This window comes from Gaetbulibacter sp. M235, from assembly GCF_043876835.1.
Taxonomy (GTDB): Bacteria; Bacteroidota; Bacteroidia; order Flavobacteriales; family Flavobacteriaceae; genus Yeosuana.
This window is the reverse complement of sequence record NZ_JBAWJZ010000002.1, coordinates 156195-182407: the sequence shown is the minus strand read 5'-3', so window position 1 is coordinate 182407 and position 26213 is coordinate 156195. Positions and strand designations below refer to the sequence as shown.

General features: G+C 30.0%; 25 protein-coding genes and 1 pseudogene. 9 read left to right on the top strand and 17 right to left on the bottom strand.

What is annotated here, in order from left to right; translation table 11 throughout:
• Nucleotides 1-12: 12 nt before the first annotated feature.
• From hypB to V8G69_RS03465, 6 genes are all read left to right on the top strand, one after another.
• Entirely contained in the window at nucleotides 13-855 is an 843-nt protein-coding gene (hypB, locus tag V8G69_RS03490) for a hydrogenase nickel incorporation protein HypB (RefSeq protein ID WP_394880419.1), read from the top strand.
• A gap of 6 nt (nucleotides 856-861) precedes the next feature.
• Complete coding sequence (locus V8G69_RS03485; protein ID WP_394880418.1) at nucleotides 862-1122, top strand: HypC/HybG/HupF family hydrogenase formation chaperone; 261 nt, start codon at nucleotides 862-864, stop codon at nucleotides 1120-1122.
• A 232-nt stretch (nucleotides 1123-1354) separates the two neighbouring features.
• On the top strand, nucleotides 1355-2023 hold the full coding sequence (locus V8G69_RS03480; RefSeq protein WP_394880417.1) for a response regulator transcription factor: 669 nt from the start codon (nucleotides 1355-1357) through the stop codon (nucleotides 2021-2023).
• On the top strand, nucleotides 2020-3396 hold the full coding sequence (locus tag V8G69_RS03475; protein ID WP_394880416.1) for an ATP-binding protein: 1377 nt from the start codon (nucleotides 2020-2022) through the stop codon (nucleotides 3394-3396). The genes V8G69_RS03480 and V8G69_RS03475 overlap by 4 nt, the downstream gene beginning before the upstream one ends.
• Before the next feature lie 411 nt (nucleotides 3397-3807).
• On the top strand, nucleotides 3808-8130 hold the full coding sequence (locus V8G69_RS03470) for a CusA/CzcA family heavy metal efflux RND transporter (RefSeq protein WP_394880415.1): 4323 nt from the start codon (nucleotides 3808-3810) through the stop codon (nucleotides 8128-8130).
• 41 nt (nucleotides 8131-8171) lie between these two features.
• Nucleotides 8172-9296: an efflux RND transporter periplasmic adaptor subunit gene (locus tag V8G69_RS03465; protein ID WP_394880414.1), complete on the top strand. Its 1125-nt coding sequence runs from the start codon at nucleotides 8172-8174 to the stop codon at nucleotides 9294-9296.
• A 349-nt stretch (nucleotides 9297-9645) separates the two neighbouring features.
• Here the strand turns inward: V8G69_RS03465 and V8G69_RS03460 are convergent, their stop codons facing one another.
• The 13 genes and pseudogenes from V8G69_RS03460 to V8G69_RS03400 all read right to left on the bottom strand — a co-directional run bounded on the left by V8G69_RS03460 (nucleotide 9646) and on the right by V8G69_RS03400 (nucleotide 19146).
• On the bottom strand, nucleotides 9646-10038 hold the full coding sequence (locus V8G69_RS03460; RefSeq protein WP_394880413.1) for a hypothetical protein: 393 nt from the start codon (nucleotides 10036-10038) through the stop codon (nucleotides 9646-9648).
• Nucleotides 10039-10097: 59 nt separating this feature from the next.
• Nucleotides 10098-10436 carry a hypothetical protein gene (locus tag V8G69_RS03455; RefSeq protein ID WP_394880412.1) on the bottom strand — a complete coding sequence of 113 codons (339 nt, stop codon included), beginning with the start codon at nucleotides 10434-10436 and terminating at the stop codon, nucleotides 10098-10100.
• A 65-nt stretch (nucleotides 10437-10501) separates the two neighbouring features.
• A complete protein-coding gene (locus V8G69_RS03450; RefSeq protein ID WP_394880776.1) occupies nucleotides 10502-10819 on the bottom strand; it encodes a putative peptidoglycan-binding domain-containing protein in 318 nt (105 codons plus the stop codon).
• 27 nt (nucleotides 10820-10846) lie between these two features.
• Nucleotides 10847-11116, bottom strand: a pseudogene (locus V8G69_RS03445) (glycosyl hydrolase 108 family protein); the annotation flags it as partial.
• A gap of 621 nt (nucleotides 11117-11737) precedes the next feature.
• Nucleotides 11738-12199 carry a hypothetical protein gene (locus V8G69_RS03440; protein WP_394880411.1) on the bottom strand — a complete coding sequence of 154 codons (462 nt, stop codon included), beginning with the start codon at nucleotides 12197-12199 and terminating at the stop codon, nucleotides 11738-11740.
• 71 nt (nucleotides 12200-12270) lie between these two features.
• Nucleotides 12271-12798 (bottom strand): Hsp20/alpha crystallin family protein, encoded by a 528-nt coding sequence (locus V8G69_RS03435; protein WP_394880410.1) that lies wholly within the window; start codon nucleotides 12796-12798, stop codon nucleotides 12271-12273.
• Nucleotides 12799-12920: 122 nt separating this feature from the next.
• Entirely contained in the window at nucleotides 12921-13337 is a 417-nt protein-coding gene (locus V8G69_RS03430) for a hypothetical protein (protein ID WP_394880409.1), read from the bottom strand.
• 52 nt (nucleotides 13338-13389) lie between these two features.
• Nucleotides 13390-13812: a hypothetical protein gene (locus V8G69_RS03425; RefSeq protein WP_394880408.1), complete on the bottom strand. Its 423-nt coding sequence runs from the start codon at nucleotides 13810-13812 to the stop codon at nucleotides 13390-13392.
• Between the two features lie 68 nt (nucleotides 13813-13880).
• Complete coding sequence (locus tag V8G69_RS03420; protein ID WP_394880407.1) at nucleotides 13881-14735, bottom strand: universal stress protein; 855 nt, start codon at nucleotides 14733-14735, stop codon at nucleotides 13881-13883.
• Between the two features lie 64 nt (nucleotides 14736-14799).
• Nucleotides 14800-15630 (bottom strand): universal stress protein, encoded by an 831-nt coding sequence (locus V8G69_RS03415; RefSeq protein ID WP_394880406.1) that lies wholly within the window; start codon nucleotides 15628-15630, stop codon nucleotides 14800-14802.
• On the bottom strand, nucleotides 15630-16484 hold the full coding sequence (locus V8G69_RS03410; protein ID WP_394880405.1) for a universal stress protein: 855 nt from the start codon (nucleotides 16482-16484) through the stop codon (nucleotides 15630-15632). Before V8G69_RS03410 ends, V8G69_RS03415 begins: the two co-directional genes overlap by 1 nt.
• 15 nt (nucleotides 16485-16499) lie before the next feature.
• Nucleotides 16500-17354 (bottom strand): universal stress protein, encoded by an 855-nt coding sequence (locus tag V8G69_RS03405; protein WP_394880404.1) that lies wholly within the window; start codon nucleotides 17352-17354, stop codon nucleotides 16500-16502.
• Nucleotides 17355-17424: 70 nt separating this feature from the next.
• The gene (locus V8G69_RS03400; RefSeq protein ID WP_394880403.1) at nucleotides 17425-19146 is read right to left on the bottom strand and encodes an adenosylcobalamin-dependent ribonucleoside-diphosphate reductase; all 1722 of its coding nucleotides are present in this window, start codon (nucleotides 19144-19146) and stop codon (nucleotides 17425-17427) included.
• A 116-nt stretch (nucleotides 19147-19262) separates the two neighbouring features.
• On the opposite strand from V8G69_RS03400, the gene V8G69_RS03395 reads away from it, so the two are divergent.
• Genes V8G69_RS03395 through V8G69_RS03385 form a run of 3 tightly spaced genes read left to right on the top strand, consistent with a single transcriptional unit; the run spans nucleotide 19263 to nucleotide 21024 of the window.
• Nucleotides 19263-19709, top strand: coding sequence for a DUF2267 domain-containing protein (locus V8G69_RS03395; RefSeq protein ID WP_394880402.1), 447 nt, complete (start codon nucleotides 19263-19265; stop codon nucleotides 19707-19709).
• A 9-nt stretch (nucleotides 19710-19718) separates the two neighbouring features.
• On the top strand, nucleotides 19719-20384 hold the full coding sequence (locus tag V8G69_RS03390) for a dienelactone hydrolase family protein (RefSeq protein ID WP_394880401.1): 666 nt from the start codon (nucleotides 19719-19721) through the stop codon (nucleotides 20382-20384).
• Complete coding sequence (locus V8G69_RS03385; RefSeq protein ID WP_394880400.1) at nucleotides 20374-21024, top strand: phosphoribosyltransferase; 651 nt, start codon at nucleotides 20374-20376, stop codon at nucleotides 21022-21024. The genes V8G69_RS03390 and V8G69_RS03385 overlap by 11 nt, the downstream gene beginning before the upstream one ends.
• A gap of 775 nt (nucleotides 21025-21799) precedes the next feature.
• On the opposite strand, the gene V8G69_RS03380 is transcribed toward V8G69_RS03385, so the two are convergent.
• The 4 genes from V8G69_RS03380 to V8G69_RS03365 all read right to left on the bottom strand — a co-directional run bounded on the left by V8G69_RS03380 (nucleotide 21800) and on the right by V8G69_RS03365 (nucleotide 26094).
• A complete protein-coding gene (locus V8G69_RS03380) occupies nucleotides 21800-22186 on the bottom strand; it encodes a hypothetical protein (RefSeq protein ID WP_394880399.1) in 387 nt (128 codons plus the stop codon).
• A 12-nt stretch (nucleotides 22187-22198) separates the two neighbouring features.
• The gene (locus V8G69_RS03375; RefSeq protein ID WP_394880398.1) at nucleotides 22199-23041 is read right to left on the bottom strand and encodes a universal stress protein; all 843 of its coding nucleotides are present in this window, start codon (nucleotides 23039-23041) and stop codon (nucleotides 22199-22201) included.
• A gap of 120 nt (nucleotides 23042-23161) precedes the next feature.
• The gene (locus V8G69_RS03370) at nucleotides 23162-24217 is read right to left on the bottom strand and encodes a response regulator (protein ID WP_394880397.1); all 1056 of its coding nucleotides are present in this window, start codon (nucleotides 24215-24217) and stop codon (nucleotides 23162-23164) included.
• Nucleotides 24214-26094 carry a PAS domain S-box protein gene (locus V8G69_RS03365; protein WP_394880396.1) on the bottom strand — a complete coding sequence of 627 codons (1881 nt, stop codon included), beginning with the start codon at nucleotides 26092-26094 and terminating at the stop codon, nucleotides 24214-24216. The genes V8G69_RS03370 and V8G69_RS03365 overlap by 4 nt, the downstream gene beginning before the upstream one ends.
• Nucleotides 26095-26213: the final 119 nt, after the last annotated feature.

The following is a 26213-nucleotide window of genomic DNA, read 5'->3' as shown; positions in this document are numbered from 1 at the left end:
AATTTCAAAACTATGTGTGGAACTTGCGGTTGTGGATCTGAAGAAAATGGTGTGACCATTCAAAATCCTAAAGAAATAAGAGAACATGAACACCACCACCATCATCATGATGGACATGAACACACACATAATCATGATCACTCACATGATCATCATCACCATGATCATGACCATTCCCACGAGCATTCTCACAACCATGATCATCATCATAAAACTGTTATAGATTTAGAGAAAGATATTCTGCATCATAATGAAGTTATGGCAGCCAGAAATAAAGGCTATTTTGAAGCTAAAGGAATCTTTGTTTTGAATATGGTTAGCTCTCCAGGTTCTGGAAAAACCTCTATTTTAGAAAGAACATTAAGTGATTTAAAGGATGAGAAAATGTTTTACGTTATTGAAGGTGACCAACAAACATTAAACGATGCCAATAGAATTGATGTTTTAAACATTCCTGTTATTCAAATTAATACTGGAAAAGGTTGCCACTTGGAAAGTGATATGGTTTTTGAAGCAGTTAAAAAATTAGATATTAAAGACAACTCCATCTTACTAATTGAAAATGTAGGCAATCTAGTTTGCCCTTCAATGTTTAACTTAGGTGAAAATAAGCGGATTGTAATAATTAGCACTACTGAAGGAGAAGATAAACCTATTAAATACCCTGATATGTTTCACACATCAGATATTTGCATCATAAACAAAATAGACCTTTTGCCATATGTGAACATTAATATTGACAAGCTTAAAGAATATGCTTTACAAGTAAATCCCAATCTACAATTCTTTGAAGTTTCTGCTACAACGGGAGAAGGAATGACAAAATGGTATGATTGGTTAAAAACCCAAAATTAATAAATTATGTGTCTTTCAATTCCAGGAAAATTAATAGAAATAACTGCTCAGCTAGATGAAACATTTAGAACTGGTAAAGTATCGTTTGACGGGGTAATTAAAGAAATTAGCCTAACACTTGTTCCAGAAGCTAAAGTTAATGATTATGTTATGGTACATGTTGGAGCTGCTATTAGTGTTGTTGATGAAATTGAAGCAAAAAAAACTTTTGACTTGCTAAAACAATTGAATGAGCTTCAGGATTTAGATTTTCCAGAATCAAATTAATTATTTAAACATTAAACATATTTCATGACAATTGTCATGAAATATGTTTATAAAAAGCATTAACATTGCTCCGTTCATCAAAAGAAACTTTTTAATAGCAGCAAGAGTCTGGGAAATTCAAATCTTCCAGACTCTTCTATTTTATAACATTAAATTCTTAATTTCAAGTATTTTAAGCAAATCTTAAGTCTATAATAGTGCCTTTTTGAAATTAAAGAGTAAATTTTGCAACATGAAATTATTAATTGTTGAAGACGAAACCGGAATATCTAACTTTTTAAAACAAGGATTAGAGGAAGAATTGTATTTAGTAGATGTTGCTGAAGAAGGTAAAACCGGTTTGGAGTTAGCCTTAACCGGTAATTACGATTTATTGCTTTTAGACTGGATGCTTCCTGGTTTAAGTGGGATTGAAATTTGTAAACAATTCAGATTAAAATATAAAAAAACACCTGTAATTTTTTTAACTGCTAAAGATACTGTAGACGAAACTATTTTCGGACTTCAGTCTGGTGCCAATGATTATATAAAAAAACCTTTTCATTTTAATGAACTTTTAGAACGCATAAAAGTACAGTTAAGACCAAAACTTGAAGAAGACTCTATATTCACTCTAGGAAACATCACCTTAAACAACAAATCACATAAAGTATTTAAAGGAGATGAAGAAATTAATTTAACCCAAAAAGAATTTGGTCTTCTGGAGTATTTAATGAAAAACAAAGGGGATATCTGCAAAAGAACCTGTATCATTAAGAAGGTTTGGGATATACACTTTGATTATAATACTGGCGTTATTGATGTTTATATAAATGCATTGAGAAAAAAATTAAAACTAAATGCTAACGAAGATTATATTCAAACTGTACGGGGCATAGGATATATTGCTAAAGAATTATGAATTTAAGTTTTAAAAATAGAATTGCTTTACATTATATGATAGCTACAGCTATAATAATGGCTGTTATATTTAGCGCTGTGTTTTTCGTGGTGCAAGAAACCATGTATCAAAACATTGATAATGATTTAACTTTTGAAGCCTCAAAGCATTCTGGTGAAATACAAATTATAGACAATGCCATTCACTTTATCAATAAAAAAGAATGGGAAGAAATGGAACATCGAGAAATTCAAATCAACCCTGTATTCATTCAAATAATTGACACATTAGGAAAGGTAATGGATAAATCCCCAAACCTTAAAAGTGATGTTTTACCGTTTAAAAATTCAGAAAAATATTCAACCCATTTTAACACCTATTTAAAAGACAAAGCTATTAGGCAAATTCAAAAACCCATACAAAGTAATGGAGAAACAAAAGGATATTTGCTGGCCGCCATGTCATTAGAACCATCAATGATGGTATTGATTAAATTAAGAAATGTGTTAATTATTTCATTTTCACTAATGCTTTCAGTTCTTTATTTTATATCAAGATACTTAGCTGGCAGAAGCATAATTCCTGTAAAAAACATTACAGAAACCACCAATCATATCACAAAAAACAACCTAAACGAACGAGTGGAATTGCCTTTTTATAAAGATGAACTTTATGATTTATCGTTTGGCATTAACAAACTACTTAAGCGAATTGAAGACGCTATTGAGAGGGAAAGACAATTTACATCTGATGCCTCTCATGAATTAAGAACACCTCTTTCATCATTGCGAGGTACATTGGAAGTTTTAATCAGAAAACCAAGAACACAAGAAGAGTATGAAAGTAAAATAAAATATGGTCTTTCTGAAATTGATAGAATGTCACAAACTCTAGAGCAATTATTATTATTAGCCAGATTAAACTCGACAAGTAAAATAATAAACAATAACGAAGACATATCACTTCCAATACTTATTGAAGAAATTTTATCAAGAAACAACAACGAAATTCTTTCAAAGAATTTATCAGTAGAGTTAAAATCTGAAACCTCTGAAAACGTAGTTGTTCCAAAATACCATGCAAATCTTATTTTAGATAATATTATAAACAATGCGATAAAATATTCAAAAAAAAACACCCAAATTCACATAAGCATCACTAATCCCAAAAACAATATTATTTGTATTATTAAAGACGAAGGAATTGGCATTAAAAATGATGATATTCCCTATCTTTTTAATCATTTTTTTAGATCAGATGCCTTAGAACATAAACATATTTATGGTAATGGTTTAGGCCTATCTATAGCCCAAAAATCTGCAGAAGCAATAAATGCTAAAATCTATGTAGAAAGCTCAATAAATTCGGGGTCAATTTTCACTATAAAATTTTAAGCAAATTTTAAGGAACCATATTATAAAGATTAATAAAAAAAAATCTTAAATTTGTCATGTATTTAAGAAATAATTAATTCTTAATTAATATATTTTCTTAAACGGTTGGTTAGGTTCGGGGTGGTTCCCGAACCTTTTTTTTTGCACTAATTCCAAAAATTTTAAGCAACTCTTAAGAAAACTTATGGCTTTATTTTAAAAACATAATCTTTCTTTGTTTTTTGTTAATAAATAATGGTTTTTTAATGTTTTAGGTTAGACTATAAAGACTCAGAATATTTCTGAGCCTTTTGTTTTTCAACAACTTAAACTAAAATCTTGTTTCTAATTTTAAGCAAATCTTAAGGCATTATCCAGATAAATCTTAGTTCTGCATTTTAAATTTGTATTGCAATTAAATACATCAAAAAAATGTTAGAAAAAATTATCCAGTATAGCATTCACCATAAACTTATTGTTCTACTTTTTACTGCAGGTATTATTGGTTTTGGATTTTATTCTTTATCAAACATTCCTATAGGAGCTGTTCCAGATGTTACAAATAATCAGGTACAAGTAATTACCACTTCAAGAAATTTAGCTACTGAAGATGTTGAGAAGTTTTTAACCTATCCAGTTGAGTTAGAAATGGCCAACTTACCTGGCGTAAAAGAAATTCGCTCCGTTTCTAAATTTGGATTGTCTGTTGTTACTGTTGTGTTTGAAGATAAAATAGGAACCTATTTACCAAGACAACTAATTGCTGAAAAAATAAAAAGTGCGGAAGAAAAAATTCCTGCTGGATTTGGAACGCCTTTTATGGGACCTGTATCAACCGGCCTTGGAGAAATTTATCAATATGTAATAAATGTTGACCCTAAATATAAAGACAAGTATTCATTAACTGATGTTCGTACTATTCAAGACTGGATTGTAAAACGACAACTTTCAGGAATTCCCGGAGTGGTTGAAGTAAATACTTGGGGAGGCCATTTAAAACAATACGAAGTAGCCTTAAATCCGGAACGATTAAGAGCAATGCATGTGTCTATTTTTGAAGCTTTTGATGCTCTAGAAAAAAACAACAGTATTGCTGGTGGTGGTTATATAGAAAAACTTAATGAAAGCTATTTTATTCGTGGTGAAGGTTTAGTCAATTCTTTAGAAGATATCGAAAATATTGTAGTTACTACAAGAGAAAATGTACCTGTTTACATAAAAGATATTGCAAAAGTCGGTTTTGGATATGCCAATCGTTTTGGTGCCATTACTGGGAATGGTGAAGGAGAAAAAGTACTTGGTCAGGTAATGATGTTAAAAGACGCCAATTCAAATGCCGTTATAAATGCTGTTAAAGATCGCGTTACTGAAATTCAATCTTCATTACCTCCAGGAATAAGTATCAATCCATTTTTAGAACGAAGTGAGCTTATTGCAAAAACAACTACAACCATTGCAGAAAACTTAATACTAGGTTGTTTAATCGTCATATTTGTTGTGGTTTTACTTTTAGGAAACATACGTTCTGGTTTGGTTGTAGCATCGGTGATTCCTTTATGCTTACTTTTTGCATTATCGCTCATGTACATTTTTGGTGTTGATGCAAACCTTATGAGTTTAGGCGCCATTGACTTTGGTATTATCATAGATGGTGCGGTAATTATTGTAGAATTCATAGCCTTTAAAATAACAAGTCAAAGTGCTAAACTTTTATCTATTCCAGCAAATGAAAGACAAGGATTAATTGATAAAATCACCTTTCAAGGTGCAACCAAAATGATGAAATCGGCAGTTTTTGGTCAGTTAATTATCATCATCGTTTTTATACCAATATTATCACTCGTTAATGTTGAAGGAAAAATGTTTAGACCCATGGCTTTGGTATTTTGTTTTGCACTAATTGGTGCTATGGTTTTATGCTTTACCTATATTCCTGTAATGGCTTCCTTATTTATAAAGCCTTCAAACGTTGAAAAAAGAACAATCTCTTCAAGACTGATAGCTTTTCTTGAAGACAAATACCAACCTACCATTTCATGGGCACTTCGTCAAAAAAGATTAGTATTAACACTCTCAGTTGTATTATTATTAGTAACCGCATTTTTGTATTCGAGAATGGGTGGTGAATTTGTTCCAACGTTAGATGAAGGTGATTTCGTGATTCAGCCAATCCTTAAAACAGGAACTTCTTTAACCAAAACTGTTGAAGCCACAACCAGAATGGAAAAAATACTGTTAAAATTCCCAGAAGTAGAACAAGTTGTAAGTCGTATTGGAGCTGCCGAAGTCCCAACAGACCCCATGTCTATGGAAGAAAGTGATGTCATAATCAAATTAAAACCAAAGAGCGAATGGGTTTCTGCTAAAAGCAAAGATGAATTGGCCGATAAATTTAAAGAAGCTCTTTCTGAAATTCCAGGAGTTGATTATGAATTTACACAACCTATTGAAATGCGTTTCAATGAACTTATCACAGGTGTTCGTGCAGACTTGGCAATCAAAATTTTTGGCGAAGATTTAGATATTCTTTACAAAAAAGCCATCGAAGTGGAAAAAGCTATTAAAAATGTTGAAGGTGCTGCCGATATATCTGTTGAAAAAACAGCTGGATTACCACAAATGATTGTTAAGTATAAAAGAAACAACATTGCTAAATACGGTCTAAATATTCAAGATTTAAACAAAATAATTACAATGGGTTTTGCCGGAATGCCAACCGGAACTGTTTTTGAGGGCGAAAAACAATTTGATTTAGTGTTGAGATATGATGAAAAACACAGAAAAGACATTCAAAATATTGAAACTGCATCAGTACTACTTCCAAATGGTTATAGCTTGCCTTTAAGTGAATTTGCAGAAATAAGCTACACTAAAGGTCCGGCAAAAATTTCAAGAGATAATACAAAACGTCGAATAGTCGTTGGTGTCAATGTTAGAAATCGTGATTTAGAATCTGTGGTGAAAGACGTACAAAGTATTATTAATGAAAAAGTAAAAATTCCTGTTGGTTATACAGTAAGTTATGGCGGGCAATTTGAAAACCTTAAAACGGCTTCAGCCAGATTAAAAGTAGCCGTACCTATTGCTCTTATTTTAATATTTGTGCTCTTATATTTCGCATTTGATTCTGTAAAAGAAGCATTGATTATCTATAGTGCCATCCCATTATCGGCTATTGGCGGTGTGCTTCTACTCTATTTCAGAGATTTGCCATTCAGTATTTCTGCCGGTGTTGGTTTTATTGCTCTTTTTGGTATTGCCGTTTTAAATGGTATTGTATTAATCGAGGAGTTTAAAGAGCTAAAAGCACATGGCATTACTAATATTAACAAACGTATTCTTATGGGAACAAATAACAGATTAAGACCCGTTTTACTTACTGCCGCCGCTGCCGCACTAGGTTTTCTGCCAATGGCAATTTCAACCTCAGCAGGAGCAGAAGTTCAGCGTCCATTAGCAACCGTAGTTGTAGGTGGACTTATAAGCGCTACTGCATTGACTCTTGTTGTTTTACCTGTTTTGTACGCAATGTTTGATAGAAAAGGTCATTTACCAAAAATAAAAAACAAGAGATTGCCTTTATTTGTCTTTTTATTGTTACCCATTTTAAGTTTCTCTCAAACTAAGGAAATTACAGCAGACCAAGCTGTTGAAATAGCTTTAGAAAACAATAATATGTTGAAAGCTTCAGCTAATAAAGTAAATCAATCAAAGCAATTAATTGGAAGTGCTTTTAATATTGACAAAACCCAGATTTACTATCATTACGACGAAAACAATATTGCAGAAAACGGAGAACCATTAAAAGTTTTCGGCATAAGTCAATCCATTCAATTCCCAACCATTTATGGAACACAAAGAAAGGCTGAAAAACAAAAAACAAAATTATCGTTTCAGGAATACAATATTAACGAGCGATTACTAAAAAAAGAAGTTTATAAAGCTTACTACCATGTAGTTTACACAACCAATGTCGTTGAACAATATAAATTCTTAGACAGTCTTTACAATCAATTTTCAAAAGCTGCAACAAGGCGTTATGAAGTTGGTGAAACCAATTTACTTGAAAAACTAACAGCAGAAACGAAACAAAAAGAAATCTCGTTATTGCTTTTACAAAGTGAAGAAAACGTCACTAAAGCTTATACAACATTACACGAATGGCTTCAATCTGATTCCACTTATGTCATTTCAAAACAAATGTCCCCTTTGCTAGAATTAACTTCTTGGAACAGTTCAGAACATCCCGGTTTATTGTATTATGAAACAGCAAAACAATTGTCTGAAACGTCGCTTTCATTGGAAAGACAACACCTTTTACCAGATTTGAATTTTTCTGTTTTCCAAGGAACTAATAACGGATTAAATGCAAAAAACTATTCGGGTTTTCAGGCAGGAGTTTCCATTCCTTTATGGTTTGGATCCAATAAATCAAAAATAAATGCCGCTAAAACCCAAACCATGATTATTGAAAATGAATATGAAAATTATAAAATTCAACTAGATTCAAAATATAAAAGCTTGCATTCAGATTTAAACAAATATGAAGAAGCACTAAATTATTATAGCTCAACTGGAGAAAATTTATCTAATGAATTAACATTAAATGCTTCAAAGGCCTTTCAAAATGGTGAAATTGATTTTCTTCAATATGTCCAACTTTTGGAGAGTGCCACAAAAATCAAAATAAATTATTTACAAAATCTATTCGACTATAATTCAACCATTTTAGAATTAAACTATTTAACTTTTTAATCATGACAATCATGTTCAACAACTTTAAAAATATATTGGCTGTGAAAGGATTATTTATAATAGCTATAGCTAGCTTAATTTCTTGTAATTCGAAAACCAAGGAAGATGTTATTACTATTGAAGCTACAGAAACTACAGAAAAGGATAACATTACAATTACTGATGCTCAATTTGTTTCATCGAACCTGGAACTAGGAAAAATTACCAAACAAGAATTTATTACTTCTGTAAAAGCCAATGGTATGTTTGATGTTCCACCAGAAAACAAAGCAACTGTAAGCGCCTATTTTGCAGGTTATGTTAAGAATATTTCTTTATTACCTGGCGATCGTGTAAAAAAAGGACAAGTTTTATTTACACTGGAAAATCCTGAATATGTTCAAATTCAGCAAGATTTTTTAGAAGCCAAATCCAAATTGAATTATTTAAAAGCTGATTATGAAAGACAAAAAACTTTATACAAAGATAATGTAACATCACAAAAGAATTATCTAAAAGCAGAATCAGACTATAAAGTAACTCTAGCTCAATTTCAATCTTTACAAAAGAAATTAAGCATGATGAATATTAACTCAAATGCTTTAACCGGTGAATCTATTAACTCAGTGATAAGTGTAACTTCACCCATTTCTGGCATTGCTACTTCTATAGAAGTTTCAAAAGGTATGTTTTTAAATCCATCAGATGTAGCCATGACCATAACTAACACAGACCTCTTACATTTGGAATTAAAGATTTTCGAAAATGATCTTCCGTTAATTAAAGAAGAGCAGCCTATTAAAATACATCTTCAAAATAATTCTAATCAAGTCTATGAAGGAATAGTGCATTTAATCAATAGAGCCATAAACCCAACTGAAAGAACCATTGATATTCATGGTGATTTAGTGAATGAAGAGGATGCTAAACTATTTGCTCCAGGCATGTATTTAGAAGCGGATATTATAACTTCAAGTGACGTATTAGACGCTTTACCAAATGAAGCCGTTATTAATATTGAAAGCAATAATTATGCAATAATAAAACAAGGTATTGCTTCTTATAAAAAAGTTCCTGTGCAAATTGGGAAGTCTTCAAATGGATATATTCAAATTTTAAATGCAGCAGATTTTAATCCGGGTTCTGAATTTTTAACAAAAGGAGCTTTTAATTTAATTGTCGAATAATAAAGCAACTTTAATTATATCATAAAAAAATCCAACCACATTTGTAGTTGGATTTTTTTTGTCGGGATGGCAGGAAGCCTCTTCCTATACACAATATGCAATATATCAATCATTTACAAACTAAAAAAACAATCTGTTAGCCGATTTGTTGACAGAACTATAAATGACCTCAAAATAAATTACTTTACTTACTGGTTTTATAAAGATAAATATTATTTAAAACCAAAGCAAGATAAACAACCACGAATTTTATGAAAACAACAATTGAATCTTTACCTTTCTAAATATACTAATAACAGCAAAAAATATTATTTCCTACTGCATATTTGCTCTTTCATTCTAAAAATATTTATTGCTTAGTATAAGTCTCCAATTTTCCTCTTTCAGTTCTAATTGACATTATCTTTACTCCATTTGAATCAGTATATATACCATTAAATATATCACAAGTAATATCACTTGAGTCGGTGTATCTTTCTAAATAAATATCATTTCCCCTACTGGCACTACCACTGCAATCAGTAGTCAATTCAAAGTGATAAACTTCTTGTTGGACTTGGTTATTAATGTATTCTTTTTGAAATCCACTACCTGTAAACTCAATTTTGTATGTGGAGTCGTCATCAGAAACCCAAGAACCTATAATTTCCGCATTGTAAGTGCTTATTTGGGATGATAAAGATTGAGCTTCACAATTATGAAAAACTGCTATTGAAACCAGTATTAATATTGTTTTTTTCATGATTTAATTACAATTCTAATTCAGTAAAAAGCTAATAATTTATAAAAAAATACGAAGTTCTACCTATGAAATATGGCAATTTTCGGTAAATAGAACACCCCTTCACTGCTCAAAATTTCAAATTCTAACTCATTACTTCCGTAAAGATAGATTATCTTTATTGTCCCTGTCCCTCCATGTGAAAAGCTTTGAAATGTTCCCTCATAAACATTAGTTTCCACCAAAGTTAGAGTAATGCAATAAGTAGATTCGCTTTCTTCACAATCAATTTTACTTCCTTCATAAAACACAGAGCAGTAATTACCATTTATTTGGTTGCCATTTACTGAAAAAACAAACTCTGTTGTATGTTTTACATTGTTATTTATTTCATATTTCCAAAACCAGTTTCCGCTCATGTTTTGTGAGGATAAAGAGTTTGTAATTAAAAGTAATCCTAAAAATATAAGTATGTTTTCATTTTCTAACAATTTACGTTAATATCGTTTGCTTTTGTTTTATCTTTAAAACCGTTTATTCTATTTGTCCATCCATTTTTAAAACGTTTTAATGTGTTATTTAATAAATCAGATTCAGTTGCGTTAGCATGGTTGGTTAAATACCTGTTTATTCTTCTTTGTTTTATATTATCATAATAATCTTTCCTTTTGCTTTTAAACGTATTATAAAGCAGCGCTTGATCTTCAAAGCTATTAATGGCTGAAAGGGTTTGAGTTCCCATAACCCCATCAATCGAAACATTTACACCTAATTCAACAAGTGTACTTTGCAAAGTTTGAATTGCATTTCCTCTTGCATTTACAATGAACTATCTCGACCCAAGGGTACGAGGTATCAAATAGGAATTCCTTTTTTTATTTCGACGCAAGCGTCGGGGAATTAAACCCAAAAATTGATTAAAATCAAAAAGAAGCCACCTTAAATCTCCATCGTTAATATCATCTAGCAAAATAGAATCCCAGTACTTTGCTTTGTAAATTTGTTTAGCTTGTTCAATTGTAAGGTTTTGCAAATTTTGCAAAGTAGGTTGTTCTCCGAGTATTGATGTTGCGTTTTCTTGCCAAACTGGCCATGATACTTCTCTATTAGTGTCCCTCCAGAGTCTGTTGGGTCGTTAAGAAAATCTGCTTCTGAACCCAAAACATTGCATACTCTTTCTTCAAAAGTATTACAATCTTCACGACAAACTAATTTTTTACCAGAGTAAGTATGATCACAATATACCCCTAAAGTAGTGTTTACCCATTAATCTTGAGGCTCTATATATCTTGGATAATGAGGTTACACCTTTGGAATAGGGCTTTATCAATTAGTAAAACTAACTATTAAAATAACATTAAGTAAATCAAAAAGGGCAAAATACCCCATAAAACTAACTTGTTATTAATCACATGATTAAAGAAATTAATCTTATATTTTATCACATACCTTATCTCTAAAAAAAGAAAATATATAAAAACCCAAAAAGAGAAAAAGAGAAACAAGTAAATCCCTAAAATAGCAATTGTCCAATAGTCGTTTTTACATCCAAATAAATTAAAATAATAAGGCATAAAAAAAAGAACTGTAAATTTATTCCAATAAGATTAATTATTCTAATTACGTCTCTTTTTTTCATCAATTTGTAATGTATTACACTTCTAAACAACAAAACCCCACAAATAGTGGGGTTTAGATATTGTAATAATTAGTTAATTAATCATTTTAAATTAACTTTCTTTTGTGTCAAGAATTTTTGCTTTCCTTCTTTTATAATTCCTTTAACTAATTTAAAGACTTGTTTTTTTAAATCTCTGTGTCTTTTTTGAAAATTACTTACATCTATAATTAGCCTTAAATGATCTTTTCTATAGGCTTCCTCTTCTTTTATTTGGTCAATATCATCTACTAATATTTCCAAGGCTCTCTCATGCATAGTAACGACTTCAAAGATATTATTAGTTTCCTTTTTAAATGCTTTCAATTCATCTATAACTACTTTGCTTTCATTAAAATGTTTTGAGTCTATAAGTTGAAGCGTATAAGATTTAATCAAATCATCTAAGAATGAATTTTCATCTTTAATAAACTTAATTTCTGATAGCCAATCTAGAGATGCTTTATGAATAATTTCTGGGGTAAGCCATTCTTGATATTTGGCTTTTGTTTGATTTGTTTTCATCTTACTAGTTTTAAAAATTAAAAAGCAGAAAGTAACATCCCCTAAAATTTTACTTTCTGCTTTTGAAGAAATTAAATAACTTCAATAACTTTTTTAGGGTGTTCTTTTTCAATCAAAGCTTCTTTTTTAAGAAGTCTAACTTTCAAAATTCCATTTTTATAAGAAGCTTTAACATCTTGATCTAAATCTACAGAAGGTGGAAGCATCATAGATCTTTTAAAGGATTTGTAACTAAATTCTTTACGAGAAAAATCATCTTCTTTTTCTTCTTGTTCTATTTCTTTTTTTCCAGAAACATGAAGTATGTCTTCTTCTAAAGATACTTCAAAATCTTTTTTGTTAAATCCAGGAATAGCTAATTCAATTTCAAAATCTTCTTTATGTTCTTTTACATTCATAGCTGGCATAAGACTGTCGTCTTCAAAGAAATCTTCTTTAAAAACATCATCAAATCTTAACAAGCTATTAATATCATCAAAATTATTTCTAAACAATCTGCTGCTCCAAGGTCTCAAAAAGCTATTGCTCCAAGGAGTCAATAAATTAGATTCGAAAGGTAATAATTCATTCCTTTTTCTGCGTTTCATAAGTGTTGTCATATCCTTAATATTTTAATTAAACATTAAATTAAAGTTTAGCACTAAAGTATTAAGGTAAGTTACTTTTCGCAATGATTATTATCAATGTGAAAAGATTAATTCTGGTATTTTTTGTTGATAAATTAGTTTAAACTTACATTTTGGATGTATTCAAAAAAGCCAAACTTGAAGTCTGATACTTTAACATGAAAGTTGAAAATTTCATGCTCTAAATCATCATAATTATTAATAAAATAATCATCAAATGTTGTTATCTCATTTTCTATTTTATTGTTAATTTGATTTATATACTCGTTTACATGACTCTGTAATTTTACACGCCTTTCTTGTAAGATTCCAATATCGTATTTATATCTGGCGAGTATTTCATATAAATTAGCAGTGCGTGTTTTAAAGATTGGCTTGTATAATAATGTTATATAAAATTGAAGCTCAAATTTTAAATCGTTAAGTCTTAATGCTTCTGCTTTCATCTTATATAGCAATTCATTCAATGATTTATTGCTGCTAAAACTTTTATATATTTCTTGTGTTTCCATATATGATTAATAAAAACTAAAGTGAAAAGATAATTATTTTTGTTTTTTCAATTTAAAATGACCTGATCTTTTTAGGATCATAAAACTCCTTAACCCATGCTTTAATTTGATTTTTGGTCATACTATCTGTCTTTGCAACCTCTTTTACTTTAAAACTTAGATCGAAATGTTTTTCGATCAAATTTTTGTAAAACTTCTCGCCTGTTTCTGCCGGACCAAAAATGACAATCTCGTCCGCATTTTTTATTTCATCAATAATAGCATCAAAGTACATTTTTAATTGGTGCTTTTCACGTTCCAAATACCTGCTATCCTGAACGACGTCTTGCGGACCACCTTTTAATCTGGTGCCAGAACCTCCATGGATATGAAAGTCTTCAACATCAGATAAAATTGTATTAAGGCTTTCTTTACCATTATAAATACTTACAATATGAGCTTTCTTTTTATCTAACCAAATTCCTATATTTCTCATTTTTTTTATTTTTTAATTGTTAAGAAAATTATTCTTTCAGTTTAAAACTATCTTTATTTTAACAATGCTTAATTTCTTAAGTCATGCATTACTAATATTGGAACCCTCGAAGTATATCCAATATTTTTCACCAATGGATTTGTTATCATACTTCCAAAAAAAACATGTTTTCTGTTTATAAAAGCTACCATATCACTTTCTCTGCTTTCAATAAAACAATTAATTGCTGTTGGTAATTCAATATTACTAAGCGAGTGAAATGAATAATCTATTCCTTCAAAATATTCTTCCAAAAGTTTTTTATTACTAAGCTGAATTTCACTTAACTTATCTTCATTATTTATATGTAAAACCTTAACAGAAGCGTTACAGTTTCTAGCCAAATCTATCAAATGATTTAATTCGCGCCTTTTAAAGTAGGTTTTATAGCTGGTAGGGAACACAATTTCTTTTGGCAAAATGTGTTTTGCCTTTTCTGGTACAACTATAACAGGACAATTACGAACCTTTTCCATAACATCTATGGCAACACCACCAAATACCTTGGATCTAGAATCGGTTTCACCTTTTGTACCCATAACAATCATATCAATATCCTTTTCCTCAACAACATTTTTTATGGCATCCACCGGATTATTAAATTTTGAAATTATCTCAAAGTGATGCTTTGTGTTTTTATAATCCAATAAGCTTATCATATCCCAAACTTTTGCCAGTCCGTTTTCAGAATTAAGTTTGGCTGTTTCGTAGAGTTCACTACCCGGTTCCATATTTAGCAAACTATCGATAACATTGCTGGTAGCTGAAAATACATTTAAAATATAAAAATTGCAGAAACTGTTTTTATACAATTCCAATGCATAAGTAATAGCATACCAGGCATTTTTAGAAAAATCTGTTGGTAATAAAATCTTTAGCTTCATCTTTCTATAAATTATATTTTAAATTTAAATGAAGACATTGATTTTTTCAATGATAAGCATCAACTCATTCTGGAATGACTAAAAATGGAACTTGAGGTTGAATTCCAATTTTTTTAATCACAGGCTCTTTAATTAGTTTTTCAATAAAACTGTGCTTATAATTAACCATCGCAAGAACATCGATATCTAAATCTGTAATAAAATCGTTTATTTCAGTGGTTATTTTTGCGTAATCTGGCATCCAATGGAAACTATGTTCGTAGTTGTGCAAATAGCTTTTTAAAACTATTAAATTATACTTTTGAAGCTCATCTAAAGATTCTTCAATATTAATATGAACAACTCTAATTTTAGCATTATATAAATCGGCCAATTTTAATAATGGCTCTATTTCTTTCTCACTGTAAAAATGATTAAAATCTGTTGGAAAAGCTATTTGCTTTGGCTCCACAAAATCAAATTCTTCTGGTAAAATTAAAACAGGGCATGCTCTTACGTTGTTAACCAAATGAACGGTATTTGTTCCAAAGAAAAATTCTCCAATGTTGGTTGCTCCCAGAGTTCCCATAATTATCAAATCGATATCATATTTATTTACAGCATTCTCTATTGATTCGTTCAAATCCTCTGAACTAATAATAATATCAAATTTGTGGTTTGAATTAATATTTGAATTTTCGGCCATATCTTTCAGTTCCAACATTTCTTTTAGTGCATTTTCACGCATTGTTTTTAACAATCGATTGGAAGTATAAGTCATGGTGGGAGCTTCTATGCCAATAGAATTTAAAAAATAAAATGTGCAAACTTCATCTTTGTAAAGTTTTAAAGCATATACAATGGCGCTCCAGGAATTATCTGAAAAATCTGTTGGTAATAAAATTCTCTTTTCCATTATTTAGATTTTATAGTTTTGGTAGGAATTAGTAAAAAAGGAATGTTTAAATGAAATCCTATTTGATTTATGGTTGATTTAAAAAAGAGGTTCTCAAAAAATGAATGTTTATTGTTAATCATAACCAACAGATTAATTCGTGCTCTTTGTTGGAAAGTTGTGATAGCTTCTTGAACTGTTTCATTTGAAACACTATGAAAAAGATTAGCTGTTTTATCTAAAAATGTTTCTAATGCTTTTTTGTTTTTCTCTTGTTCTTCGGTCAACTCATAACCAAATGAAACATTAAGAACATTGACTCTAGAGATATATAAAGACGTTAAATAAATTAAAGGCTTTAACAGTTTTTTGGTATAATTAATTTCGTAGTCGGTTGGAAACAATATTTCATGTAGTGGTTCGAACTTAAAATTCTCTGGAATTGCAATGACTGGACATTTTATTTTATTAAAGACATGCACGGTATTAGAACCAAACAACACCTCTTTTGCCCCTGTTGCACCTTGAGTGCCCATAACAACATAATCTATAGCTTGATCTTCAACAATTTCTTCCATTTCAGAAATTAGTGTATTAAATTGCAACATTGTTTTGAAGCTATGTTTTGGGTTGCTATATTCTCTCTTAATTCTTTCTTCTAAGTCTTTTAAATGTTTTAATGCTGTTTCTTTAATAGCATCCACCATTCCAAATTGAGCAGGTGAAACCAAAACAAACTCAACATCGTAAACTACTGGTGTATAAGTATTTAATATATAAAACTTACAGGTTTCATTTTTAAATAATTGAAGTGCATACTTTATGGCATTCCAAGAATTTTCAGAAAAATCGGTAGGTAAAAGAATCTTTTTCATGATGTTATTTTTAATTTATAATTCGTCACGTTTCATGTTTTGCAACGCTAAAAACGGAATGTTCAGATTTAATCCCAACTCATCTATAGTCGATTGAAAAATTATATTTTCTAAAAATGAATGTCTTGTGTTTACCATTACTAACATATCAATACCATTTTCTTCAATATATTTATAGATAGAACCAGTTATATCGGTGCTTTTAACAACTTTAAAATTAACCTCTCCTTTACATAATGTCTCTTTTATAAAGATTTGATTGTCTTCTTGTCGCATAGAGAGTTTTTTAGCTTTTGAAATATACAGCATATCAATAATGGCTCTATATGGAGATGCCATTTCACACAGCAATTTTAACTCTCTGCGCTTAAATGGAATCATGTAATTTGTTGGAAAAAGAATATGCTTAGGCTGAGTATATTTATAATTATTTGGTATCGCTAAAACTGGGCATTGTACATATTTTAAAACCTGAAGAGTATGGCTACCAAAAGTCAGTTTTTTATCGTTGGTTTTTCCACGAGTACCCATAACTACAATATCTATGTTTTCTTCATCAACAATTTTATCGGTTTCATCTAAAAGAAGACTGTTTGAAGATATTATATGATATGTATGCTTGGGATTTGGTGAAAACTCTTTAATTTTATTTAATATTATTTGAAGCTGCTCATAAGATTTTTTGCTTACTACATCCTCAACATTCTCAAGGGTTTCCCGGGTCAATGAAGCTTCATCTGCATAAATTTCATCCTGATAGGCATGCATAAAGTAAAACTCACTTAATTCATATTTAAACAGATCTACACCATATTGAATAGCATTCATTGCATTTTCAGAAAAATCGGTAGGAATCAAAATTTTTCTCATGGCTATTAATCATTTTAACTAAAATTAATTTCTATACCCATCAATTGCAATGATATATATCAAGCCTAAATTATGAACAAGCCTCACTATTGTTTAAACTACATTTTTGAATTACCTGATTCATTTTACTACCATTTCTGTAAATTGTAATTCCTTTAAGTTTATATTCCCAAGCAGTCATAAATATTTTTGAAATATCTTTAACTGTGGCATTTTCAGGTAGGTTAATAGTTTTAGAAACTGCGTTGTCTGTATTTTTTTGAAAGGCTTTCTGGTGCAACAAATGATATTTCCATGGAATTTCCAAACTGCTTCTAAAAATTGATTTTACTGACTCCGGAATTGATTTTATACTAGCCACACTTCCAGTTTCTAAAATCGTTTTCTTAACAGCAGAATTCCATAAATTCAATTGTTTCATTTTATCAATAAAAATTTTATTGATCTTCGTTTGCTTTTTATTTCCTAAAATTCCCACACGGTTATAGGCTAAAGCAAATAAAGGTTCAATGGAATAAGATGCATTGGCAATTACAGATATTGTTCCTGTTGGAGCAATACTATTACATGTTGCATTTCTCAATTTTTGATGATTTAGAAAATGAATACTATTTTTCCATTCCGGAAAAACTCCTTTTTCGATGGCTAATTCCTCAGAGGCTTTATAACTTTCTTTTTTAATGAACCTCATGACCTTTTCAGCTAATTTTATGGCTCTTTCTGAAGCATATGGCACATTTAAAAGCACAAGCAATTCTGCCCAACCCATAACTCCCAAACCAATTTTTCTATTGGCTGTTGTAATACTCTTAATCGTTGGTAACAGATAATAATTTAGCGTAATAATATTATCTAAAAAACGAACACCTAATTTTATGGTTGTTGCGAATGCATCCCAATCAATAATGACTTCTTTCTCTTTTGATATAATCATTTTTGAAAGATTGATGGAACCCAAATTGCAGCTTTCATAATTTAATAATGGAACTTCGCCACAAGGATTTGTACTTTCAATATAACCCAATTTTGGGGTTGGATTTAAATCATTTATAGTATTTAAAAAAATCAAACCAGGATCACCAGTTTTCCAAGCTTCATTAACAATTAATTGCCATATTTTTTTTGCTTTCAATATTTTTATGGCCCTTTTTGTACGCGGGTTTATTAGCTCCCAATCAGAATTGTTTTGAACGGCTTTCATAAAATCGTCGGTAATACCAACTGAAATATTAAAATTCTGAATAGCATTTTTGCTGGATTTTGAAGTGATGAATTCTTCAATATCCGGATGATTGACATTCAATATGCCCATATTTGCTCCTCTTCGCTTTCCTCCTTGTTTAACATATTCTGTAGCTGCATCAAATATCTTCATAAAAGCTACTGGCCCTGAAGATGTTCCGCTTGAAGAACTTACCAAATCATTTTTAGGTCGAAGTTTTGAAAAATTAAACCCGGTTCCTCCTCCACTTTGATGAATAAGTGCTGCGTGTTTTAAAGTATTGAATATTTCTTCTAAACTATCTTCAACCGGTAACACAAAACAGGCACTTAATTGTCCGTTATGACATCCTGCGTTCATTAAAGTAGGCGAATTAGGCAAAAAATAAAGATTTGAAAGAATTTCATAAAACTTTTCTTCATAAACCTCTCGTTGCTTTTCACAACTTGCAACAAAAATTGCAACACGCCTGAAAAGTTGTTCGGGTGCTTCATTAATATTACCATCTCTATCCTTTAAAAGATAACGTTCTTCAAGAATTTGCAAAGCATTTTGAGATAAACCACACATGATTTAACAATCTATAAATCAAATATATAAACAGAAGTTTTTTATTGCATTGATTTATATCATTTGTTAAATCGTAAGTAGTTAGCATATTTATAAATAACTAAAATTAAACTATCATGGCACTTAATTTCATACAATTTGCAGCTGAAGCAAATACCTTTTTAAAGAAATATGCTAAAGAAATGAATTTAGCAGACGATACCGATAAAGCAGGACGAATACTATCTGCTACTTTACATGCATTAAGAGATGTTATAACTACTGAAGAATCCTTACAGTTAATATCACAATTCCCTATGTTTTTAAAGGCTGTTTATGTAAATGGCTGGACCATTCAAAAAAGGCAAAAAATAAAAACTATGCCAGAATTTATTGATTTGGTTAGAAAATATGATGGAGTGACATCTATACATGACTTTGAATCAGATCAATTAGCAGAAAACTATTTAGACACAACTTTCATCGTATTACGTCAATATATTTCTTTAGGTGAATTGGAAGACTTAAGAACTGTGCTTCCAAAAAATCTAAAATCAATGATATACCAAAACATTATGTTTTAAACTGATTTTATGGAAACTAAAGTGGATTTCAAAGACGTTAAAATTCCTATTGGAACAACTCATTTAAACGGGTTTCTACGTTTGAAAAAAAACAGTAAAGGCATTATTCTGTTTTCTCATGGCAGTGGAAGTAGCAGGTATAGTATCAGAAATAATTATGTTGCTGATATCTTATACGAAGAAGGTTTTTCTAGTTTACTTTTTGATCTTCTTACCGCACAAGAAGATATGATTTATGAAAACCGTTTTAACATAGATCTTCTTTCAGAACGATTACAAAAAGCAACCCTTTGGATTGCCTCTAATAAAGAAACAAAGCATTTACCTATAGCTTATTTTGGCGCTAGTACCGGTGCTGCCTCAGCATTAAAAGCGGCATCATTATTAAACAGCAAAATTAAGGCAATTGTATCAAGAGGAGGCAGACCAGATTTAGCGATGTCTGTTTTAAATAAAATTACGACTCCGACCCTTTTAATTGTTGGTGGAAATGATGATGCTGTTATTGAACTAAATGAAAAAGCAAAAAGAAACATACATGGGACTTGTGAAATGAAAATTGTTGCAGGTGCATCACATTTATTTGAAGAGCCCGGAACATTAGATATTGTAGCAGAACTATCTGCCGATTGGTTTAACCTTTATCTAAACAAAAAACAACAACATGAAGTTTAAAAACAGAACTGAAGCAGGTTTGTTACTTGCCGAAAAACTAAAAAGCTACGATAAAAACAAAGATGCCATTGTAGCAACCATTCCAAGGGGCGGGCTTCCCATTGGCAACATCATAGCTAAACAATTACATGTTCCTTTAGTTATTGTGCTTTCAAAAAAAATTGGCCACCCATATAACAAAGAATATGCTATTGGAGCTGTAACCCTTAATGAAAGAGTTTTAAGTGATGAAGCCCATACAGTTTCTCAAGAATATTTAAATGAGGAAACAAATAGAATTAGAGCCTTATTAAAAGAACGTCATGAAAAATATTATGGCAATATTAAAACACCAAGCTTAAAGAATAAAATAGTTATACTAGTTGATGACGGTGTTGCAACTGGTCATACTTTAATATCATGCATAAAACTCATTGAAAAGCAAAGGCCATCACAAATTATAGTGGCATTGCCTGTTGGTCCGCCTTCTGTAATTAAAAAAATAAATGAGATGCCTTCTGTAAATAAAACAATTTGTTTGTTAACACCTATTGATTTTTTTGCCGTTGGACAATTTTATGAAGAGTTCAACCAGGTTAATGACAATGAAGTTATCAGACTATTAAAAGATGCCAATAGTTTTTTAGAAATACATACTTAAATTAAACGTATTCTTTCAGTTGAATTAAACCTGTGCCAGAACTTTATAATTATTGATGAGAAAACAAAAAGGGAAAAGATAACTTTTCCCTTTTTAAATTGCATATGTTTTTCAATAATTGCAATTGATTAATAGCCAACATAAAAAAGAAACAGGAAGCCTAACTTCCTGTTTCCCCTCAAAACATTTGATTTTATTCATTAACCTTTTCTAATCATTAATTTGGCCTTACTTCTAAAGTTGCATTAAATCTTCAGTTAAAAAATAGCTTCAAACGCCTCTAAACTAGATTATGCATTTTACAATGAAATCTCTAGTTATATTTTTAAGAAACAGGAAGCCTAAACTTCCTGTTTCACCAAAGCGCTTAATTTCATCAATATAACTTTTGGTTTTCTACAACATACTCTCATTTCTAAGAAATACATCTGGGTTTTCAGGTTACACAATAGCTTTAAACACTTTGTTTCGGTCCCATCATCTTGCAACAACAGAACCTATTCTTTTAAGAAACAGGAAGCCTAAACTTCCTGTTTCCTTTTAGAGATCAATTATATTATTCAGTTTCTTATTTAAGAAATTAATATTCATTCAATAACATTGAAACCTGTCAATTTAATTATTCCAGAAATTAATTCAATTCCATCTAACTAAATAATAGCATTAAACTCTATTGTAATTTTAACCAACTAAGCGAAAGAACGTATAATTTATTAGTTGCTAAGATAAACCATGAACCGTGGTTTCACACTGATATTTATCAATTTGATAAATTTTATATTGGGATAATTTCATAAACGTTGTTTAATAAAAATACTCCTATAAAGAACAAAAGCATATAGATAACCTGAACAAATTTTATGTTAATAAGTTCTAGATTTGGAATAGCACGATTAGGAAATATAAATAATGCCAATCCTAAAAAAAGTGATATCCAACCAATCATGGTAATAATAAGTTTCCAGCTAGGTTCCCAGATATTATGAAACAATATATTAATCAACCCTACAATTATTGCTATAAATGCAGTAATTATTAGAAATTTTTCATCATGTAAATCTGAAAAAATCTGCTTTATTCTTTTTGGGTTAAAGCTTAGTATTAAAAAGAAAATAATAAGATACCATCCCCAAAGCTTAGCTAAAAAAATTGAATTGTCCATAACGCTCTCTTTTTATTCATGTAAAACAAAAAATGGTATTTCTAAATGATAACTTAAATCTTCAACTTTTGAATGAAAAAGTATGTGTTGAAAATAGTTTAAGTTTTTAGCCACTAAAAAAAGCATGTTTATATTTCTGCTCTCAATAAAACATTGTATTCCATCTTCTATGTTTTTATTTGTTAAAAAATGAAATTCGTGATCGACATTGTTGAAATAATCTGCTAATGATTTTTTGTTTTTATTTTGTTCTTCTGTTAATTCGGTTTCTTTTTTTCCTATATGGAGAATTTTTAATGATACATTGAACTTTTTTAAGACTCCTTTTATAAACTGAAGTATCTTTTCGTCATAATGCATTAAAAAGTCTGTTGGAAAAGCTATTTCTTTAGGCTTAATAAATTTAGCATTTTCGGGAATTGCCAATGTGGTACAATTAATTCTGGTAATAACATCACTAGCGCTGGAACCTATAATGTATTTATTTAATCCGGAAGCTCCTTTGGTTCCCATTACAATACAATCAATATTTTTTTCGTCTACCATTTTTTTTACAGAATCTGTAAAAAAGTTATAATCTGTATATGTGTAAAATCGATGCTTTCCATGATGCGGAAACTGCTCAGAAATATGCTTTAAAGTTTGTCTTAATTTAATTTTAGCAGGTTTGGTATAAACCTCTTCAACTACGCTATCAGTTGCTGCGTATGGTATATCGCCAGTTACTAAATAACTTAACCTATCAACATGTAATATATGAAAGTTACATGCTTTTGTATCAAAAAAATGAATGGCATATTGTATGGCATTCCAAGAATTTTCTGAAAAATCTGTTGGTAATAATATATTTTTCATGGTAAAACATCTTTATTGTTATAAATTTAAATGTATGATGTCGAGTTCGAAATGATATTACTCATTTCAATGATCTTCACTTTGCTCTAAAATGAAAGTCGTTAAGTAGAATGAATAGATTTACTTGATTTTTCTTAGCTTTTCTAAATCTATGACTTTAAAATTTTTGCCATCTGCCTGAACAATACCTTCATTTTTAAGTAATGTAAGAGCCCTCACAAATGTTTCTGATGCAATACCTGCAACACTTGCTAAATCACTTCTAGAAACCTTTATTGAATCTCCTGGTCTATGATTAATTTTTTCAGCAAATTTTAAAATGGTGGCAGCAGTTTTTTTATTTACAGAACTGTAGGCCATTTCTAATAATTGTTCTTTTAGATTGGATAAATTATCGGCCAAAAGTTCAATGAGCTCTAAAACTAATTTATGATTGTTTTCAAGTATGTTTTTAAACTCTATAATTGATATACCATATAACTTAATGTCTTCAATAGCTGCCGCTGTTTCTTTATGTGGTATATTATTAGTAAATGACGTATAGCCAAACAGATCGTCTTCTCTGTATAATGCGGTAACCAATTCTTTACCTTGCTCATCAATTTGATAACATTTTACAGCACCTTCACCAATTAAATAAATATAATTAGAGTGATCGCCTTCCCTATAAATAATTTCGTCCTTATCAAATTCAAACAGAACTCCATTGTCATCAAAAAAGTTTTTTAAATCATTAAGTGTTTTTATTTCATTCTCATTATTTACTTCAGTTAAGTCATTCTTTTTCATTTCAAAATTGTGCAACCTTGACACTTTATTTAAACGACTTTCAATAACGCTTAAAATATCTTCATCAGTAAATGGCTTGGTTACATAATCATCTGCACCCAAATTCATGCCTTTTCTTATATCAGCATTTTCGCCTTTTACAGATAGGAAAATAAAAGGGATATATTTCTTTATTTTTTTTTCAGAAAAATTTTTAAACACTCCATAACCGTCTAGTTCGGGCATCACAATATCACAAACAATAATATCTGGCAAGAATTTTTCTGCCATTTTAAGGCCTTTTATTCCGTTTGAAGCGGTTATAACCTTATAATTAGATAGTTCTAAAATCTCGGCCGTATTTTCCCTTAAAGCTTTATCATCTTCTATGACTAAAACGGTTTTCATGATTTAGCTGTATTTGGTATAGAAACTGTAAAGGTTGTTCCAAGGTGCTCTTTACTTTCAAAACTTATAGATCCGTTTAACGAGTCTAAATGGTTCTTTACAATGTTAAGGCCAATCCCCGTTCCTTCTGTATTAATAACATTTTCAGCTCTAAAATAGAGGTCGAAAATATTTCTTTGATCTTTCTCTGGAATACCAATTCCAGTATCGGTAATCTTTATTATTGTTTGCTCTTCATTCTGTTCTATATCAACATAAATAGATGAATTCTCAGGAGAATATTTAATGGCATTATGTATTAAATTAGTGAGTATCAATTCAACAATTTTTTCATCTTGATATAATGACAAATCATCAATATTCTCTCTGTATTTTATTTGTTGGCCATCTTTTAAGAGCATTTTAGCATTATAAATAACATTATTAACAATTCCACTAATTTTAAAATTACTGAATTGATAACTTATATTTCCTGCTTCAAATCTTTCAATAGATAAAAAACCAGTTAAGATATTATTCAATAATTTAGCTTTATCTATTATGGTTCTTATATGCTTATTTCTGTTTTCTTGTTGTTCGGTTAATTGGTATCTGCTTAGCAATAATGCAGAAGTTAAAATAGCACTTAAAGGGGTTTTAAATTCATGAGACAATAGTGACAAAAACTTTGTTTTTAATTCATTAAGTTCTATTTCTTTTCGTAGAGCGACTTTTAATTGTTTTGTTCTTTCATCAACTTTATTTTCAAGTTTTTTAGTATAATTTTTTCGTTCGGTGATGTCTAATATAATAGCAACAAAAACTTCTCTATCTCCTATTTTTGATAATTGCAAATGGGTTTCTACAGGATATGTTGAACCATCTTTTCTTCTATGAACAGATTCAATTTCAATTTTTTCTACATTCCTTTCAAATAATACATTAACAATTTCATTAAACCCTGCTTCATCTAAATATGGCAAAATATCTAGAGGCGTCATATTGGATAACTCATCCATTGTGTATCCAATATTTTTTTGGCCACCATAATTAACATTTATAAACTTTAAGGTTTTTGCGTCAAAAACATGAATTTCATTTAAAGATTCATCAAATATCGTTGCAAAATGTTGAAGCGTTTGTTCTTCATTAATCCTATCAGTAATATCTTGATGAATTCCTATAAAATTTGTTAGCAGGCCTTCATTATCCTTAATAGGCATAACAAATAAATTATTCCAAAATAGTGTGCCATCCTTTTTGTAATTGCGCAACAGAGCTCTACAGCTTTCCCCTTCTTTTATGGCTTCTTTAAGTTTGTTAAGCGGTTCTTGATCTAAGTCATTATCATACAAAAACCTGCAATTATGATTTAGAATTTCTTCGCTACTGTAGCCTGTTATATTTTGAAATGCGGCATTAAAATAAATTATTGGGTTATCGAGTTTTAAAGCATCGGTAATTACAATACCATTAGTTGCAGATTCTAAAGCCCGGCTTTTAATCATTAAATTTCTTTCAATCTCAATTTGACTTGAAATATCTTTAATTAATGCCATCACATAGGTTCTGCTATATATAGAAAATGGTATTAGTTCAATATCTAATTCAATAATATCCCCGTCTTTTTTTAAACCATAAATATCTTTTGATTCACTCATTCTTTTCCTGGTTGAATCTTTTAAAAATTCGTTGAAGAAATCAGTGTGATCTTTATGATAATTTGAAGGAAGTAAAATATTGAAATCTCTGCCTATTATGTCATCCTTTGAATGTCCAAACATATCCACGGCAGAGTTGTTCACTTCCATTATTTTTTGATGATTATCAACAATAATAACCGCCTCTGTAATGGCTTCTAATAAAATACTGGATATCTGGTCTATCTGCCTAAACATTAATTTTTCTATTAAAAAAAGGACTATTAATGTTATTATTGGATGGTATCCTACAATTTACGAAAAAAATCGCAAAAAAATTGGATTATTTTATTTTATTCATTTTGATATTTATCATA